Origin of the sequence: Loktanella sp. PT4BL (assembly GCF_003201935.1) — a bacterium.
Classification (GTDB): Bacteria; Pseudomonadota; Alphaproteobacteria; order Rhodobacterales; family Rhodobacteraceae; genus Yoonia.
The window spans coordinates 949,051-965,680 of sequence record NZ_QJJL01000002.1 but is presented as its reverse complement, the minus strand read 5'-3'; the positions used below and the strand labels follow the sequence as shown (position 1 = coordinate 965,680).

The following is a 16,630-nucleotide window of genomic DNA, read 5'->3' as shown; positions in this document are numbered from 1 at the left end:
AACTGCAACACGGTAGCGCGGGATGGAGCAGCCCGGTAGCTCGTCAGGCTCATAACCTGAAGGTCGTAGGTTCAAATCCTACTCCCGCAACCAAATGTAAACAAACAAAATCAATATGTTAAACGCCACCTTCGGGTGGCTTTTTGCGTTGGCGAAATGCGCGGTGCTACAGCGGTGCTACGTTTGCGGCGATTGACGAGCAGTCAGTCGGCTACGCTCCTAAGCTCGCACGAAGGGCGGAAAGCAGACCTTGGCTGCTTCTGCACACTCGCAGCTTACTCACTTCGGAACTCTCATGTGATTTCGGCTTTCTGCAGTTCTACCACCCAACGGCATCTTACAAGAGATGTATGGAGTGCACTTCTAGAACGGAACTACACCACGCATGATTGCCCATTTAAAAACAATGAGGACAATAGCTGCAATTGCAGCCAGTCTTACCCACAGGAACAAAACCAGCCAGACACCGACGAAGATCATCGCGTTCCAATAGAGCTGATCATGATAGTAGCCCATGCCCATAGGTTCGATAAGGAACGAAATCTCTGCAATTGGTCGTATGAGAATCCGGAATGATCCGCACAGTCCGATGGTAAGAAACACGCATCCAACAAACATCGAGACGACTTGCGATATTTGAAAAAGGAAACCCTCGGAAAGAGAACGCATAAGATAAACAATCATCAAGTTATGCGTGTTAGGATAAAACACTTTTCGCGTGTGGCCAATCTTATTTCGGCAATAGAAGGTAAAAAGTCGATACTTAAGACTGACAAAGTAGCGCGTTCATTAGGCTTCAGAACGTTGAGAAACCGCACCAAAAGATTTCTTGGTGTCTGCAGAGCGTTGCGACGGCGATCCTATTACCACAACAACGCTCAGCAGCATTATCAGAACTAATTCAAACATTTACTTAACTCCATTATTCGCCACAACAGGCTGCATTCGCTAATCTAGCACTGAGTATTCTTTTAGTTGTGCGACCGCCAAAAATACACCTATCCTAAAGGTCAGTGACCTAGGGTAACTGTGGCGGTTCAGACAGAACCGTGCCTGCTTCGTGCCGCATTGTGAGCTTTTGGCACTGTAATGACATAGTTGTCGGAGACGGATTGCAGCACAAAGCATACCTTGGCGACAGTGAGTCGTTTTGGGTCGGTAGGTTCTATCTCGATCTAATCCCTGCCGACCGTCACATGAACTATTGGCTATAGGATCAATTCAATGATCTTACGCGTAGACAGGCTGGATGTGGTCCAGTCTTGGGCACCGGCAACGGAGTTCTGCTTTTTGGTGTTCTCTTGCGTTTGAATACATGTTTAGATTGCAGGGGTCACACTAGAGAAAAACGACATGTCATTTTCCCGGAAAGCGACGCGATGCCTGAAGTCAGAAGAACTCGACAATCCATGTGCCTTTCAGACTTACAGGCAGATTGAAGAGCTGAACGTCCGATCTACCGCCTATTGGCATTCACTCTATCAAGGTCGGCACATCGGAATTCACAAACCTGACGCGTCAATCTGCAATTGGACTGCAAGAATACTTACGAAGGATAAATTGTATCGGCAAAAGTGCTTAGGCTCGGCTTTGGAACTTGGGAGCGGATCCATCAACTATCGCACCGCTTTGACCAGAGCGTTTGAATGGTTTGAAACGCGTGAGATCAAAGCGATGGCAACGTCACCTCGCGCGATTGGTCGGATCAAAGACGTCAACATTTGCCCGATTGGTGAAGTTTACACCGTAGGGCATGCTTTGAAGGACTATTGCGAATGGACGCGGATCGCCCGTTCAGAAGGTGGCCACTACAACAACCTGGTCCTTATCAATTATCATCTGGTCCCAAACTTCGCGTTGTTGCCTCTAGAGGAGTTCAATGCACGGCATCTCAGAGAACTTGCGCAACAAGTTCTGGAAACACCTCCCAAATATGGGTTTCGGGAACGTCTACCGCGCGTCGGCATAGAGGAGTTATCCAGCGATGAGTTACGACGTCGCAAGCGGACCTTTAACTCGCTCGTGACCATCCTAAAGATGGCATTCAAACATGCATGGGATAACGCAGCCATTGACTCCGAAAGACCTTGGCGATGTCTTAAGCGAATTCCAATCAATCACTCGCCAAGAACGATTTTTCTGGACCGGAAGGAATGCACACAGCTTCTTGAGGAATGCACCCCAGCGCTTAAGAAGCTTGTGCTTGCGGCTCTCTACAGTGGTTGCCGTGTAGGAGAGTTGGGCAACCTCATCGTGGGGGATGTAGGCAAGCAAGGTTTTGGCATCCGCGTTGATGCTTTCAAACGTTCACCTGCCCGCTTTGTGTTTCTGCCGGATGAGGGAATGGCCTTCTTCATGGCGCAGTGCGAAGGCAAATCTGCGCAGGACTTTGTTCTGACTTCGGACATGGGCAAACCTTGGCGCAAGCAGCACACGCAACTGTTTCGTAGAGCGGTTGCGAAAGCCGGACTACCGCGTGCGTTCGTGTTTCATGGACTGCGTCATACCTATGCTAGCGATCTTGTCCGAGCAGGCGTGCCCTTAGACATAGTGGCCAAACAACTCGGACACGCGAGCAGCATTACCGTCAGCAACACTTATGGCCACCTCGCCGAACAGTATCGGGAAGATCAGATCAGGACGAAATTCTCACCTTTGAGCATTCGGGAAGTCCAAGATGCAACACTACGACGAAACGAACTCAATCAGCTTTGGAGCAGTGTCCAGACTGAAAACTGGCGGGAGTATGCACAGACAGCTCCAGACAACGTCCAGCCACGGCAAGCTTTTGCCAATCCCGTCAAAGAGATCGCTGAATACTTCAGTGATGTGGATAAATTGATCTCCGGAAGCGATCCATCGAAGCTGAACTGAATGCGTGATCTAAAACAGCGCTTTTTGATACAATTCCTCAATTAATCTTCTGGCCAATTAATACTTTCTTAACCGTTTTGGGTGATCAACGATGCCAAGAAAGAGTAATATCATTATGCTAGAACCGACCTATGACTTAGAAAAGATCAGGCGCTTGGAGGCCGCACTCATTGAATATGTGGAGCGCTATGGCCTCACCGATAGTGCTAGGGACGCTCTTGAGCAGTTGGAAGGCATTCAAGGGCCTCCGAATGAGAAGACTTGATTTCAGGTCTATGGACTGCATCGCCGAATAAACCGATTGAACCGAGGTCAGCTTTGGGCCGCTAATGACCAAAAAACTGAGCAATATTGAAAATTTGGAAGTATACTAACACTGGTGATTGCGCCAATACCGATCCCATTGGAGCGCAGTTCCGCTTTGAACCATCGCGCAATTGATATCGCCGTTGACAGGTGAGACACACCATGCCGCAGTTCGTGTTCCTCCAGCCGACCCGTCAGAGACGCAACGCATTGTTGGTCCGCTAACGAGAATATGCCCATGCCTGCTAACACCAGTTGGGCTGCCTAACAGCGCAACTAAAGTGCCCCTTGCCACGTCAGCGCTCGTATCAGGGCAGGGGTGACCCGGCGAACAGCGGCCATCCATTTCCCTTGCTGCGATGCCAGACAGCCTAACGCGCGGGCCCTCGCTGCACCATATTGGACCATCGCCGTCCCATACATGAGTTGGGGTGCAGAGAAATGATTGGCCCGCCACAATTACAGGAGTATCAGCAAATGCAGCGAGCGAACTTGTGATGAAACACGTCAATACCCAGAAAGTCAGCCGAATTGAGCAATTCCTCATCTGATTTCCTTTTTTGGAGATTGGTTTGGCGACTACCTTAGGCTCTCGCACGCAATACCATCGTTGTCGGCATCAAGTCGATGTGGATCACCGCGCCCTGCGTTTTCATAGAAAGCCTGTGCTTCCCGCCATGTACGAAAGTCGCTGCAATCTCTATCACCAGAGGTCCTTGATGGTGCTGGGCGAGGGGCAGCCTGACTACGATGACAATGGTAAGGTTGCGAGCCAGCGTGACATCCCTGTGCATTCAGGCCGCCAGAGTGAGCCAATGCAAAGTTTGGGGCTAATTGTGAAGTCAAAAAAGTAAGACTTAGAACAACAATATATCGCATTGTTGAAAACCTATTTATGAATGAAGTTTGTTAAACGAGCTTGATCCTTGATACACGCTATGTGTGTCTCAAATGTGGCAACAGCAAGTTTAGATTGTACCAGGCTTTTCCAATGCAAACTGTGTCGGTCTTAGTTACTGAGCCAATAATTCTATCGTCAGTATCGTCAGTCGTGCGCTTGCTGACGATACTGACGATCAATCACGCCCTTTCTATTCTGAGAATACGCTCACCAGACTGGCCTTGGCGGGCAAAGCTGATCTCTACGCCCATCCGCCGCAGCGGCGGCGTGATCCGGCGTATTGCGGCGGAAAGTTTGTTTTCCTGACGAGGGAATGTGTAGGCGTCATCTGTCAGCAAGGGATACCGATTGCGGAGCGTGGTTTTCAGCTCCGTCATGGTCCCAGACCAGCGCACCTCGTCCTGCACCAGCTTCAGGATAGACAGTCCCACCGGGTTGCCTTCGACGGTGGCCCTGTCCCCATTGTCACGGTTCGCTGCGTAGGCCGCCAAAAACGCCCCCTCAGGCCATCTGAGCGCAGGTTCTGCAGCAGATACCCATTTGGCGAAGTCGGCCATCCTAGGCCGCTCTGAGAGTCGCACAGAGCTCAGGTTGCCAAGTGCGGCCGATACAGCGTCTAACAGACCTGCCAGAATGCGCGGCATGGCAGCGTCCAAGGCTTTGTTGAACTCCCCTTCAAAAGCCCGCTCCGTTGGTGGAATGACGGGCAGGCTGACCACAATCGCCCGATCAGCCAAGTCAGGACGGCCTGCGAGATCGGGAATGCCGTTCAGAAGGCAAGGCCGCGTTGCACTAAATAGCATTTCATCCGCATCGGTGTGCAGTTTGCGCGTCCCAAACCCGCCCCCGGTGGCGATCCGACAGAACGCATCCGCCATCATTGGTTTGATAGTGGAGAGGTTGTCGAAGGCCAGCACGTGATTGTGCTTGGCTGCGATGACCAAATCCTGCTCTGAGTTGGGCGCGCTGCGGGCAATCGGGTTAGCAGGATCGATGAGGTTACGCAGGACACGTGCCGTTGTGCTTTTGGCGCTGCCTTGTTCACCGTTGAGGATCAAGATTGGATAAGGCCCTTTGGGGTGGAAGCAACCGATCAGCCAAGCTACCAGCATTTGAAAGTCTGCCTCATTCCCCGTGTTCAGGAATGGACGTAGCAGGTTGATGTCACCGCCGTGGCTGGCAGGCAGAGGCAAGGCTTGCATAGACTTTGCACGTGTAAACCGGGCAGGGGGGTGATCTATGACCTGCCAGCCTTCCGCATTGATGGCCACGGCTTTCCAGTCAGTGTCTCCAAGGTCAAGATAGAGCGTTCGCCCAAGTGCTCCGATCCGATTGAACACGGGGTATTCTTCGCCTCCAAATAGAGCTTGGCCCTCATAGGTCCGTCGCTGATCATCCAGCGCCGATTGCGGCAACATCTTTTCGGTCGCTTGATAGTGCTGGTACGACAGGAACTTTTTGAATGTCGCAGAGGCAATCGGCCAGTGTTCAAAATGACCGTCCAAGCGGAGCGTGGCGTAGGCTTCACCCTCTGGGGTTTTCCAAACATCGATATCGGCGTGATTTCTGATTGGTTCTGGTTTGCCCGAATGCACGGGGTTTTCATCGATGTTCAGGGCGCTGGCAATCAGTGCATCAATCTCGGCAACGCCCCAACCGTTGGAAATGGCGTCTGCAGCATCCCATCCTTTGCCGATTTGCACGGGGTTTTCTTGCATATTTGCCAATTTTTGATCAGCTTTACTCCGTTTGTAAAATTCCATGATTTGCACGGGGAAATCGTCAACTTTTAGAATTTGCACGGATGCAGAAAACCCCGTGTTTAATGTAGCGGCGATCTGGTCTGCGTACTTGCGCCCCGCGTCATCATTGTCAGGCCAGATGATCACACGATGACCTTGCACGGGGGAAAGATCAGTTTTGTGCGCCGCATTCGCGCCACCGAAGGTGGTTGTCGTGATGTAGCCAAGGCTTGCCAAGGCGTCGGCACATTTCTCACCTTCCGTGATGATCACCAGACTATCGGGTTTTGCAGCCAGCAACTCTGGCAAGCGATAGAGTGGACGGCTGTCAGGTGCTGTCCAGCTCTGGGTCGTAACTGAGTAGGGCAGAAAAGACTTCTTTCCAAAAGCACGATCGAAGCGATTGGCAATGAGGACAACCTCGCCTTGTGCGTTGTGATAGGGATATTGCGCCGTTGGTGTGCCCGCTTTGGAATGGCGCAGCGCCTTGATTTCAGCGAGGTTCATTTGAGCCCCCATTCTTGGCTGAGAGCGCGGGCGGCATCGCCTTGGCGCATCCCATTGAGGTAGGCATAAAGGCTGACAGGATCGCCCCCCTTGTCGCCCGTGGCAAAGTCAGCCCATTGCCCTGTGATCATATTAATCTTGAACGAGCCCGCGTGACGGTCTGCGCGCGTCGGGTTCAATGCGACCCATTCCTGCCCTTGTTTGCGCCCGTCAGGTAGCCAAGCCGACAACAGGCTGGGAAGGCGGGCACGGCAGGCCAGATTTACGGAGTGGAAGAAGACGCTGCGCGGTACGGAATGCATGCTCATAGCCCAGACACCTCATGCGACCGAGCGGCCTCAAAGGCTTCAACATCCGACAGGCGGTAGCGCACCAATCGTCCGATTTTGACGTAGGTCAGCGGGTAGCGTTTGGTGCAACGCCACGTGGCAAGCGTAGTGATTGAGACCCCAATTCTAGTTGCCACGTCTTGTGGGGTCAGGAGGGTCGTAGGTTTTGGTAAGTTGCTGCTCATTTAAGCCTCTTTCATCAATAAACGTCGATGAAGGCAAAGTCGCAGATAAGCAGGGCAATCATCTATTGCTGTAGTCAGCAACCATTGTGCGTAACGTAGAGAAAGTGATGCTCTAATCGCTACGCATTTCCGCCTGAAGTTGTGCATGGATATTTTCGATGGCTGTCCCGGGCAAACTTTGGGCCACTGTCGGGTCAAGTTTGGCAATGATGGCAAACAGAGCATCAGCCGGTTTGCAGTCGTAGCCGCCAATCTCGTGTTTGTAGCGGCCTCGCCTGTATGGCAGCGTTGAGCATTCCTCCCATAGCGGTCGGAAAGCCCGTGCGGCCTCTAGCATCGCATGATTTCTATGAAGTGGCTTCTTGGGTGCATTATTCGCCTGATTGACGAACTCAAAAGCCTGTCGCCTGACATCTTTTTCTTCCTCGTCTTCGTATGGAAGTGGGATGATTGTCCCAATTGCTTCCTCCAAGGCCGATGCCAGCTCATGGATTGCAGTCAGCTGCGATTTGGGTCCGTTGTGGAATTGGATTGAAAGATAGGTTCTCTTTCCAAAGGGACGGGTATCCGATGCAGCAAGCGCCTTTTGCACCTCGGATTGGACGGCTTTGGAAACTTTGGCCGACTTGTTGACTTGGGATAGTTCGTAAGAAAGGCGGCGGGCAGAAAGCCCCGCGCCGATCAGATGAACACCAGAGAACTTCAGCAGATTGCTGTTTGTTGCCTTTTGCGCCCACTTTCCCATCACGTAGGCTTGGCCCGTCTCGTGGACACCTTTAAATAGATCGAACACCTTGGGGTTCCGATCAAAGTGAGATGCAAATTCATCGAAGAAGTCGGCATCGTATATATCGCATAAGTCGCCGAAGATGTTGCCGCTGGTCAGAAGTTTTTTCCAAGGGGCGAGCGTTCTAGTCTGCCGTGGGCTCATCAGCGGTCGTCCTTGCATATCCAAACATTGCGTCCGTGGCCTTGTTCACCGAGTCCCGCACCGGATCAAGGTTTAGCCGTGCATAAACGGCAGTGGATTGCTGGCTGCGATGGCCCAAAGACTTGCCGATGATGTAGCTGTTTGCCCCGGTCGCGGCCTGCCAGCTTCCTAAAGTGCGGCGCAAGTCATGAATGCGCAGATCGGCAATGCCAGCCTCTTTCAATATCCGCATCCAAGCCTTCTTTGGGTCTGCTAAGTGACCCGAGGCCCCGCCACCGGGAAACACCCACGGGCTCAGAGAATGTAGTTTGCGCTCTTTCAAGATTTCCATGGCTTGTGGCGATAGATGCACAATCTGCGGATCATCATTCTTAGTGAGGGCAATCCGCCATGTTGCACGGTGGAAGTCGATTTCATCCCAGCGCATGGCAAGAGTGTTGGATTTGCGCGCGCCTGCCAGCAGAGAAATCATAAAGAAATCCCGTGCTGCCTCATTAGGCTCGTTTGCCAGCGCCTCAAAGAAGCGGGGCAGTTCCTCAGGCTGCAAGAACCGATCACGGCTCTTTTCACGGAACTTCTTGATCCCCGCTGCGGGGTTCACGCCACCCCAACCCCAATCGGTCGCCTTGTTAAAGATCGACCGTATGCGCTCCAAAAGGCGGTTGGCCTGATAAAGGCCGTTGTCTTTGCCAACCTTGGCATGAAGTCGCTCCACATCCGCCTTTTCGATGCTGGAAATTTTGCGCTTGAACCAATGCTTGAGGAACTTGTTCACTTCGCGCTCGTCATAGGCCCAAGACCTCTTATGCACCTTGGAATGCTTTTCGAGATATTCCGTAAAGAGCGCGCCAAAGGTCATCTCGTCGCGGATTGACCGCTTGGCCTTTTGCGGGTTTTCCCCCATCGCGATCTCACCCTTGGCGCTGGCGGCCAGCTTGCGGGCATTCTCAACCGTTAGATCAGGGAATTTGCCCAGCAAGAGCCGCTCAGGACGTCCGTCGATCCTTTTGTAAAGATAGAAGGACTTGCCACCCGCTGGCGTCACTGCCAGCACGAGGCCTTTTTCCCGTTCGTCGTAATAGTAGTCCCGTTTGCCCTTTGCGGCTGCACCCGCCGCTGTCAGCGCCGCCTTGGTGAAGTTGATCTCAAAGCTGGCCATTCATCTCTCCCGGTGCGCGGTGCTACACTGGTGCTACACTGAAGCGCAAAAATGGACAATCCAGAGAGTTGCAGAGCAAAGTCATATTCTAACTAATATATTGATATATATACTATAAAATACTTACAGCAAACATGGGCAAACACTAGCCTGTTAGACTCATAACCTGAAGGTCGTAGGTTCAAATCCTACTCCCGCAACCAAATCTTCCAAATAATATCATACACTTAAACCGGCATTGCGCGGGGCTTTTGTGTTGGCAAAACCGCAATAAAAGAAATGGCGAAACAACTGGGAAGAGGTTGCTGCCGTCGAGTTGCTCCCCTGAAAAGTCCTGTGTTTCTGGTCAGTCTGTTCTCCAACTGAGGAGTGAGACTATGAAGGGAAGTGCAGATGATCGGGATATTCAAAGAGCATCAGTCAGGCGCGACGGCTGCTGATCTGTGTCGCAAACATGGTGTAAACGATGCGACCTATTAGATGTGGCGGTCACCCGTGCGTTGATACCGCGCAAAAGCGAGCATAGCCCGTAGCATCAAATATATTGTTGATGGACGCGTATCACCGCGCTCTGTCATTCACGGTGCCAGATGCCATGTTGCCGCTTAGTGTTTACTGCGTTTGTCCAAAGGACATGCTCTGTGCTCTTCCGCATTTTTGCCGCTTGGCTGCCCACGACTTTCCGGGCATCCTCAACGGCATGGCATTTGGCGTTTTTATCCACCGCACAGATTCAATCTAAGATGACGTCCCTTCGGAACGGTCTCAGTTTCCGAAGCAGTACCTGTCGCGCGCACAGCAGTGTGAAGGTTACTGGATCGTTTACCTTGAACCCAGCAAGGTCAGGAATACCAAGGGATACTTCGCTGCAGCGAAAGTACAAGAGATCATCATAACCGATCCAAGAAATGTCGACATGCACTTGGCCATCATCGAGCCCAGAACCTAACTCGACTTCGGTGATCCGGTCCCTTTTCGCGATGCTGACGATGTCGTTGAGCAAGACCTATTGAAAGACGATAGAAGAACATCTGGCCGTGCCCAAGCAGCTGTGCGGCTGCTTTCTCCGATGGACTTTGCCCGTATTGTCGAACGTGGTCTCGGAGAAGATCAGGATATTCTGCCCCGGGTTGATCAAGCCAAGCAGTCTGGCGGGTTTCAGCATACGCAAGCGCCGTTCGAGCATCTATCAGCTCGTGATCGTGTTAATCAGTTGACCAGCCGCATTGTCCGCGATCGCAACTTCAGAAAAAATGTGCTCCGTGCATACGGTGAACGCTGTGTGATTACGGGGCTCCGCCTGATCAATGGTGGTGGACGGGCCGAGGCGGAGGCTGCACATATCAGGCCTGCAGAGCATAACGGTCCCGATATCGTGAGCAACGGGCTCGCATTATGCGGAACTGCTCACTGGATGTTTGATCGCGGTCTTGTGGGGGTGGCTGAAGATCAGACCATACTCGTTTCTCGGCAAAGCAATGACCTGGATGGCGTCACGGGACTTCCAAATAGGTCAGGTAAGCTCTGTTTTCCTGTACGTCCAGTAAACCGGCCCAGGCCCGAGTTTCTGACTTGGCACAGAGAGACTTGCTTCAAGCATTAGTGGTTTTTCCGAATCCGCAAACGTTGATACTTTCGTGCCATACTGGTCCCTTTCAAGCCGAGGAAAAGTAGCCGAACACTCTATGCTCAAACGCTTCAGTTTTCATTGCGTATTGTAGAAGTGCCGCGCTTTAGACCTCGAAGTGAGCAGAAAACGTCGCCTGATCACCGACTATCATGCATTTCACCGGATGGCTGAGCAAAAGTGACACACCATTTTATATGTATGAGCAAAAAGAGATATAGGTGTTGCTTAACTGCACTAGAGGCGACATCCATGGATTATGTGTGTTTGTTAATGTCGAAGGGCGCATGTATCGCGCGAACACGAATGCAGTATACAGTCCACGGAACTTTTGATGGCCCTAGAAACAGTTCTAATTGTTGAAGACGAACCGGATATCGCATCAATGCTGGGAGAAGCGCTTTCTCTTGCGCAGTTTGATGTTGTCATGGCACCTAACCGCAAAGCAGCGTTGAATGCACTGGAAGGGCAAGCCTTTGATATCGTACTCATTGATCTGAGGCTCCCGGACGGAAGCGGTCTTGACCTGGCGCGCGAAATACGTGCTGCCTCGGCAACACCGATTGTCATGATGAGCGGTCAGGCGGATGATATTGACAGGATTGTTGGGCTGGAAATGGTCGCTGACGATTATCTGGAGAAACCGTTTTCACATCGCGAACTGATCGCACGGTTCCGTGCCATCTTGCGGCGATACGAAAACGACACAAGCGGTAGCAATAACTCTGCGATCCCTACAGCAAATACGACACTCGCGTTTCATGGTTTCACTCTGGCACGGGCAGGAAGAGAGCTGTGCGATAGCGAAGGCAATCAAGTTGAACTCACGACGCGCGAATTTGATGTTCTCTGGATTTTGGCAGAAAATCAGGGCAAGGTCCTGTCGCGTCAGGAAATCTATGTCTCTTCTGGCATGGGCAAAGGCCTTGCCGACCGGCAGGTCGATGGCCTGATCAGCAGATTACGGTCCAAACTCTATAGTAACGGGGATGGCCCGCGCAAAATTCGGACTGTGCACGGACGCGGCTATATCCTTACGGATGCCTAGAGTTTACGAGTTCTTGACTAATTTGCATATATTTCATCATTGGCGCCCTGCAGCGGGCTAATTCTTATTGCTTATTTGGATCAGTCACTCATCCGAGGTAAGCAAATGTATCAATTTTTCGCACCACGCAGTTCAAGCAAATCCCCTGTACGGCTTCCACAAGAGTATCGTGAAAGGGCACGTTGGCACCCTCGGCTTGGCGACACTTTCCCTTTTTGCACGTTTAATACAAGTGTTGGGACAAAGAGCCTCGTCGAACTTGCTGGCAGCAACTGGATCTACTTTTTTTCACTCCCCCAGGCCTTCACACCGGTTTGCACGGCAGAACTTGTCAGTTTCGCACGCTACCAGGCCGACTTTCATGCAAACGGTGTACGTTTGATCGCATTCAGCCAATCAACGGTTCAGTGTCAGCGCGATTGGTTTGCCATGGTCGATGCACAGTTCGGGATCAAGATTGATATCCCGTTTATCGAAGATCCGAACCTGGCGCTCGCCAAGTGTTTCGGGATGGTCCACCCCAAAGAAAGCTCTGAACATATGATCAGAAAGAGTTTTGTGCTGGACCCCAAGCAGACAATCCGCAGTATGGTCGAATATCCTGCTGGTATCATGCGCAACGCGGCTGAAGCTTTGGATCATGTGACAAACCTGCAGCAATATGACCGGACCGCTGGACGGATCGCAACGACACAAGAGCGCGCCAGTGCACCATTGTTGTTGCTTGATCGTGCCGAACCGGTTGTCCCGCGGCGGGTGAGCTCAAAACCTGTCTTTAAGGACGACATTTCCCTTCAGGTTGTCGACTGAAGCAGTTTGACCTGTCAGGTCCATTGTGCAGGTGAAAGACTTCCCGTTGGGCAGCTGAACAACCCGATCCATGTGTGAGTTTTTAACAAACTTTTACAAAGTTTAACAGTCTCGCGAAACAAAAGCACCTGAATGCAATATATGACCTTACGGGTGCGTTACGAGGCGATGTTGTGACGCTGGATGTTCCGTGTTTGAAGTGTTTCATAGGATCACAACGGATCGTTCCCTAGACGTTGTCGAGGGTCAGTGTATCCCGACCAGACCATAGGAGGCATGCGTGATCAAACTGTGCGAGAAATAATCATTGCCAGGCAATCCTAAGCTCGTAGCTTGGACTGAACCGGAAAAGCTTTGGAGCTGCACCATGTTACATCGTTACGCGCGTGAAAGTGCTGCAGAACCTGTGGATGCCGTTCCAAGCCCGCACCAAGACAATTCACTTTCACCATATGCGCAAGAGACCGCTCCAATAAAGAAGAGCGTGATTGCTGTCCTCGTTCTGGCGGTATTTTCATATGCGGCGAATGCCGCAGACCTGACACTCTTCAATTCGATTTCATTCATTTTTGGTTCAATCTTTGCCATTGCCGCACTGCGATTGGTCGGGCTTCCTGCTGCCGTCTTTGTCGCATTTGTCGGTGGAATCTACACTGTTTTTGCATGGGGGCATTACTTTGCTCTCATCACAGTTGTCTGTGAGGTGGCCTGCGTTGGATATCTGCTGCGACGGATGGAAAACGTGGTCTTGGCAGATATGGTCTTTTGGGCTGCTATCGGGCTACCGCTTGTTGCCTTCTTCTATGTGACAGGGCTTGATCTGTCATTTGAGAGCGGCTCGTTTATCGCCATCAAACAGGCGGTCAATGCTGTTTTCAACGCTGTCCTTGCGGGACTTTTGCTTTTCCTCTTGCTGGTTACCGGCCTGTCGAAGGCATTGATGCTGGGCGACATGACGCTCCGGGCCATGATGTTTAAAGTCGTCGCATTCGTGGGGGTTACATCGACGGTCGTCATCATCATTCTGGAAAGCCGCGCGCACTACCAACAAGCGATTGATAACATCGAAAGACTTTCGTCGGCGGTATCAACAACAGTGGCAAGAACCATCAGCGAAACAGGCGAGGTTGCACCACTTGAACCGGCCGAGTTGCAAAGGCTGCGCGATTTATTTGCCCTTTCTACAGTCACTTTCGAGCCCTTGCGTGATCTGTCTGTTTCCGTCATCGCACCAGATGGCGATGTGACCGTTCTGCTGGGCGATCCCACGTTTTCCCGGTCTGACGACGATACGGAATTTTATTCGCCGCAGTTCGGCCGGTGGTCACCGCCGGCCGAGATGCCGGAAATGCAGCGTTCATTAGACAGCCGCTATATCCACGTAGCTGAGGTGGCGACGACAGATTTCGACGGAGTGCTCACGATCGAGCTGTCTGCCATACCGGTCATCAACTTTCTGGAAAGCGACGGTCGGCAAAATTTACTGTTAATGGCCACGATTACCATCCTGATCCTGAGCGTCACCCACGTTCTGATTTCCTGGCTTGTGTCGCCATTGTCTGTTCTTTCTTCCGCCAGCAGGCAGATGGGGAACCGTATCATCTCAGGTGAGAAACTAGAGCCTTTGCCAACTTTCCACCTGCGTGAACTGGATGAACTTGCAGGGACAATGGGCGGTATGGCCGACTCTTTGTCCGAGAGTTTCAAGAAGCAAGACGATCTGGCGAGAACGCTGGAACAGCGCGTCAAAGAGCGGACAGAACAGCTCTCTTTGATGTCGCGGGTTGCGCAGCAAACCACGGATGCCGTGGTTATCACGGACGACCATGGGCTCACGACTTGGGTGAATAGATCATTCGAGCGTCTGACCGGATATAAACTGGAGGAAATGCTTGGAAAATCCCCTGGCAGTGTTCTCCAAAAGCAGCCACCGGCCGAACATGTACTTGAGAACATGCGGACCAGCCTTGCGCGTGCGGACTCATTTCATGTCGAGCTTGTGAACCATAAGAAAGATGGCACGCCTTTTTGGGTAGAGATCCGATGCAGCCCGATGGTGGGAAGCGATGGGCGGCACACCGGCTTTATCGCGATCGAAACAGATATCACTGAGCGCAGGGATCTGACCAGATATCTCAATACTTCGCTGCAGCGCCTGCAACTTGCAACCGAGGCCGCAGAGCTTGGGGTTTGGGTATATTATGAAAAAACCAAGAAGCTCGATTGGAATGACCTGAACTATAAGCTTCATGGCTTTGATGAAACTGCGACTGACGATCTTTTGTCATTCTGGCTTGCGCATGTTTTCGACGAAGACAGAGGTCTTGTCGAAGGTATTTTTGACAGTGACATATACGAAGGCGGTACGACGAAGACTTTGGAGTATCGCTTTGTGTGCCGCGAGCGCGGGATCAGAACGATGATTGCGACCTTTGGTGCATTCCGTACGTCGGATGGTGACAAGAGAGTTACTGGCGTGACACGAGATGTGACAGAAGAACGTAATACACAACGCGAAATTGAAGAGACAGCAAGTCACACACGGGCAATCCTCGATAACGTGATTGATGGTGTTATCGCAATTGATGTCGAAGGAAAGATCACTTCGTTTAACAAGGCAGCCGAGAAAATGTTCGGCTATACCGCCGAAGAATTATTGGGGAATGATATTTCCATTCTTATGATGGAAGAGCATGCCATCTCGCATTCGGGTTTTGTCAAAACCTATCTGTCAACCGGCAGAAAGAAAGTCATGGGCCGGCTGACTGATTTTCGGGCGCAGCGTAAAGACGGGTCCGTCTTTCCAATCCTGCTGGGCGTTACAGAAGTGAAAACGAAAAGCAGTCATTTCTTTATTGGGATCATCCGTGACGCCTCGGCTGAAAAGCAGTTGCAAGAGCAACTGCGTCAGTCGCAGAAACTGGAGGCGGTCGGCCAACTTACAGGTGGCATCTCGCATGATTTCAACAACCTGCTGACAGTCATCCTTGGCAGTGCCGAGATGCTTGCAGATCAGCTGGATGACCGTCCTGAGCTCAAACGATCCGCGGAACTGGTATTATCTGCAGCTGAACGTGGTGCAGAGTTGACCTCTCGTCTTCTCGCGTTTTCCCGCAGGCAAGCACTTTCACCCAAAGTCGCCGATATCTCACTTCTGCTTGATGGTATGCATGAATTGCTGGAACGCAGTATTGGCCAATTGATCTCGATCGAAATCACAACAAAAAAAGAAGAGTGTCTTGTCAAAGTGGACACAGGACAGTTTGAAGCGGCGATCTTGAACCTTGCGTTGAATTCCCGGGATGCAATGCCGGATGGTGGGACGTTGAAGATCGAGATATCCGAGAGGACAATCTCAGACGCGCGTGATCGGGAGGACCATGACCTTCCTGATGGAGAATATTTCTCGGTAGCTGTCTCTGATACCGGCGCTGGTATGGATGATAATCAGCTGATACACGCGTTCGAGCCGTTTTATACAACCAAGGATGTCGGTCGCGGTTCGGGTTTGGGTCTCAGCATGGTCTTTGGCTTTGTGAAACAGTCTGAAGGGCATATTTCAATTGCTTCCAAGATTGGCGAAGGGACAAAGGTCGAGCTCCTGTTTCCGGCCGTGTCAGGTTAACAAGAATGGACGCGTTAATGAGTACTATGAATTTACCCACGGTGGACAAAACAACGATTCTGATCGTAGAGGACAACGCGCTTGTGCTTGAACATGTTGTCGGATTGGTCAAATCTCTGGGATACAACGTCATTGAGGCGTCTGACGGCGTGCAGGCCTTGTCAAAACTGGATCAGGATATCACGGTTGACCTTCTCTTTACGGATATGGTGATGCCCGGTGGTATATCCGGCAGAGAACTCGCGGAAATTGCGCTCGAGAGGCGCCCAAACCTGAAGTTGCTTTTTACGACTGGGTACTCGACAGTTGTCAGTCATTTCAGCGACACCATGGATCAAAATGTGAATGTCTTGAAAAAACCCTACAGGAGGGCGATGCTGGTCGAGAAGTTAAACACGGCCTTAGGATTGCAATAACTTTCGGGGCCGGCACCATAAGCGCCTAGGACGCAATTCAATCAGTTTTTTTAATGGTCTTGATCTGGAATTACTAATCAATTCACTGAAGTGAGGCATATTGATGAAGGCCGACCCTTCGTTGGATTACTCCGACGGGTAATAAAAAATTACTGGAAAGCGTAGGCTAC

Annotated in this window: 13 protein-coding genes and 1 tRNA gene; 7 read left to right on the top strand and 7 right to left on the bottom strand. The window is 51.4% G+C overall.

Features of this window, described 5'->3' with window-relative positions; all coding sequences use genetic code 11:
- Positions 1-16: 16 nt before the first annotated feature.
- Positions 17-93: transfer RNA gene (locus tag C7964_RS09655), tRNA-Met, on the top strand.
- Positions 94-363: 270 nt separating this feature from the next.
- On the opposite strand, the gene C7964_RS09650 is transcribed toward C7964_RS09655, so the two are convergent.
- Complete coding sequence (locus C7964_RS09650) at positions 364-684, bottom strand: hypothetical protein (RefSeq protein ID WP_110279412.1); 321 nt, start codon at positions 682-684, stop codon at positions 364-366.
- A gap of 669 nt (positions 685-1,353) precedes the next feature.
- Here C7964_RS09650 and C7964_RS09645 point away from each other — a divergent pair.
- Positions 1,354-2,874 carry a tyrosine-type recombinase/integrase gene (locus C7964_RS09645; protein WP_110279411.1) on the top strand — a complete coding sequence of 507 codons (1,521 nt, stop codon included), beginning with the start codon at positions 1,354-1,356 and terminating at the stop codon, positions 2,872-2,874.
- An 885-nt stretch (positions 2,875-3,759) separates the two neighbouring features.
- On the opposite strand, the gene C7964_RS20330 is transcribed toward C7964_RS09645, so the two are convergent.
- From C7964_RS20330 to C7964_RS09610, 6 genes are all read right to left on the bottom strand, one after another.
- The gene (locus tag C7964_RS20330; protein WP_110279410.1) at positions 3,760-4,059 is read right to left on the bottom strand and encodes an excalibur calcium-binding domain-containing protein; all 300 of its coding nucleotides are present in this window, start codon (positions 4,057-4,059) and stop codon (positions 3,760-3,762) included.
- A 201-nt stretch (positions 4,060-4,260) separates the two neighbouring features.
- Positions 4,261-6,330, bottom strand: a complete 2,070-nt coding sequence (locus tag C7964_RS20220) for an AICE element replication initiation protein (protein ID WP_110279409.1) — start codon at positions 6,328-6,330, stop codon at positions 4,261-4,263.
- Complete coding sequence (locus C7964_RS09625) at positions 6,327-6,638, bottom strand: hypothetical protein (RefSeq protein WP_286163870.1); 312 nt, start codon at positions 6,636-6,638, stop codon at positions 6,327-6,329. The genes C7964_RS20220 and C7964_RS09625 overlap by 4 nt, the downstream gene beginning before the upstream one ends.
- Positions 6,635-6,844, bottom strand: a complete 210-nt coding sequence (locus tag C7964_RS20325; RefSeq protein WP_110279408.1) for a helix-turn-helix transcriptional regulator — start codon at positions 6,842-6,844, stop codon at positions 6,635-6,637. Before C7964_RS20325 ends, C7964_RS09625 begins: the two co-directional genes overlap by 4 nt.
- 112 nt (positions 6,845-6,956) lie before the next feature.
- A complete protein-coding gene (locus C7964_RS09615) occupies positions 6,957-7,775 on the bottom strand; it encodes a BTB/POZ domain-containing protein (RefSeq protein WP_110279407.1) in 819 nt (272 codons plus the stop codon).
- The gene (locus C7964_RS09610) at positions 7,756-8,934 is read right to left on the bottom strand and encodes a tyrosine-type recombinase/integrase (RefSeq protein ID WP_110279406.1); all 1,179 of its coding nucleotides are present in this window, start codon (positions 8,932-8,934) and stop codon (positions 7,756-7,758) included. Before C7964_RS09610 ends, C7964_RS09615 begins: the two co-directional genes overlap by 20 nt.
- 1,009 nt (positions 8,935-9,943) lie before the next feature.
- Here C7964_RS09610 and C7964_RS09600 point away from each other — a divergent pair.
- The 5 genes from C7964_RS09600 to C7964_RS09580 all read left to right on the top strand — a co-directional run bounded on the left by C7964_RS09600 (position 9,944) and on the right by C7964_RS09580 (position 16,460).
- Positions 9,944-10,537, top strand: a complete 594-nt coding sequence (locus C7964_RS09600; RefSeq protein WP_286163867.1) for an HNH endonuclease — start codon at positions 9,944-9,946, stop codon at positions 10,535-10,537.
- 358 nt (positions 10,538-10,895) lie between these two features.
- Positions 10,896-11,609, top strand: coding sequence for a response regulator transcription factor (locus tag C7964_RS09595; protein WP_110279405.1), 714 nt, complete (start codon positions 10,896-10,898; stop codon positions 11,607-11,609).
- Positions 11,610-11,684: 75 nt separating this feature from the next.
- The gene (locus C7964_RS09590; protein WP_181417143.1) at positions 11,685-12,419 is read left to right on the top strand and encodes a redoxin domain-containing protein; all 735 of its coding nucleotides are present in this window, start codon (positions 11,685-11,687) and stop codon (positions 12,417-12,419) included.
- Positions 12,420-12,786: 367 nt separating this feature from the next.
- Positions 12,787-16,044 carry a PAS domain-containing sensor histidine kinase gene (locus C7964_RS09585; RefSeq protein WP_110279403.1) on the top strand — a complete coding sequence of 1,086 codons (3,258 nt, stop codon included), beginning with the start codon at positions 12,787-12,789 and terminating at the stop codon, positions 16,042-16,044.
- A 17-nt stretch (positions 16,045-16,061) separates the two neighbouring features.
- Positions 16,062-16,460 (top strand): response regulator, encoded by a 399-nt coding sequence (locus C7964_RS09580; protein WP_181417142.1) that lies wholly within the window; start codon positions 16,062-16,064, stop codon positions 16,458-16,460.
- The last annotated feature ends 170 nt before the right edge of the window (positions 16,461-16,630 follow it).

What these genes read in the sequence shown, in the direction of transcription:
- C7964_RS20220 (WP_110279409.1), bottom strand. Translation starts at nt 6,330, where the DNA reads ATGAACCTCGCTGAAATCAAGGCGCTGCGCCATTCCAAAGCGGGCACA.
- C7964_RS20330 (WP_110279410.1), bottom strand. Translation starts at nt 4,059, where the DNA reads ATGCGATATATTGTTGTTCTAAGTCTTACTTTTTTGACTTCACAATTA.
- C7964_RS09580 (WP_181417142.1), top strand. Translation starts at nt 16,062, where the DNA reads ATGAGTACTATGAATTTACCCACGGTGGACAAAACAACGATTCTGATC.
- C7964_RS09650 (WP_110279412.1), bottom strand. Translation starts at nt 684, where the DNA reads ATGATTGTTTATCTTATGCGTTCTCTTTCCGAGGGTTTCCTTTTTCAA.
- C7964_RS09645 (WP_110279411.1), top strand. Translation starts at nt 1,354, where the DNA reads ATGTCATTTTCCCGGAAAGCGACGCGATGCCTGAAGTCAGAAGAACTC.
- C7964_RS09625 (WP_286163870.1), bottom strand. Translation starts at nt 6,638, where the DNA reads ATGAGCATGCATTCCGTACCGCGCAGCGTCTTCTTCCACTCCGTAAAT.
- C7964_RS09585 (WP_110279403.1), top strand. Translation starts at nt 12,787, where the DNA reads ATGTTACATCGTTACGCGCGTGAAAGTGCTGCAGAACCTGTGGATGCC.
- C7964_RS09595 (WP_110279405.1), top strand. Translation starts at nt 10,896, where the DNA reads ATGGCCCTAGAAACAGTTCTAATTGTTGAAGACGAACCGGATATCGCA.
- C7964_RS20325 (WP_110279408.1), bottom strand. Translation starts at nt 6,844, where the DNA reads ATGAGCAGCAACTTACCAAAACCTACGACCCTCCTGACCCCACAAGAC.
- C7964_RS09610 (WP_110279406.1), bottom strand. Translation starts at nt 8,934, where the DNA reads ATGGCCAGCTTTGAGATCAACTTCACCAAGGCGGCGCTGACAGCGGCG.
- C7964_RS09615 (WP_110279407.1), bottom strand. Translation starts at nt 7,775, where the DNA reads ATGAGCCCACGGCAGACTAGAACGCTCGCCCCTTGGAAAAAACTTCTG.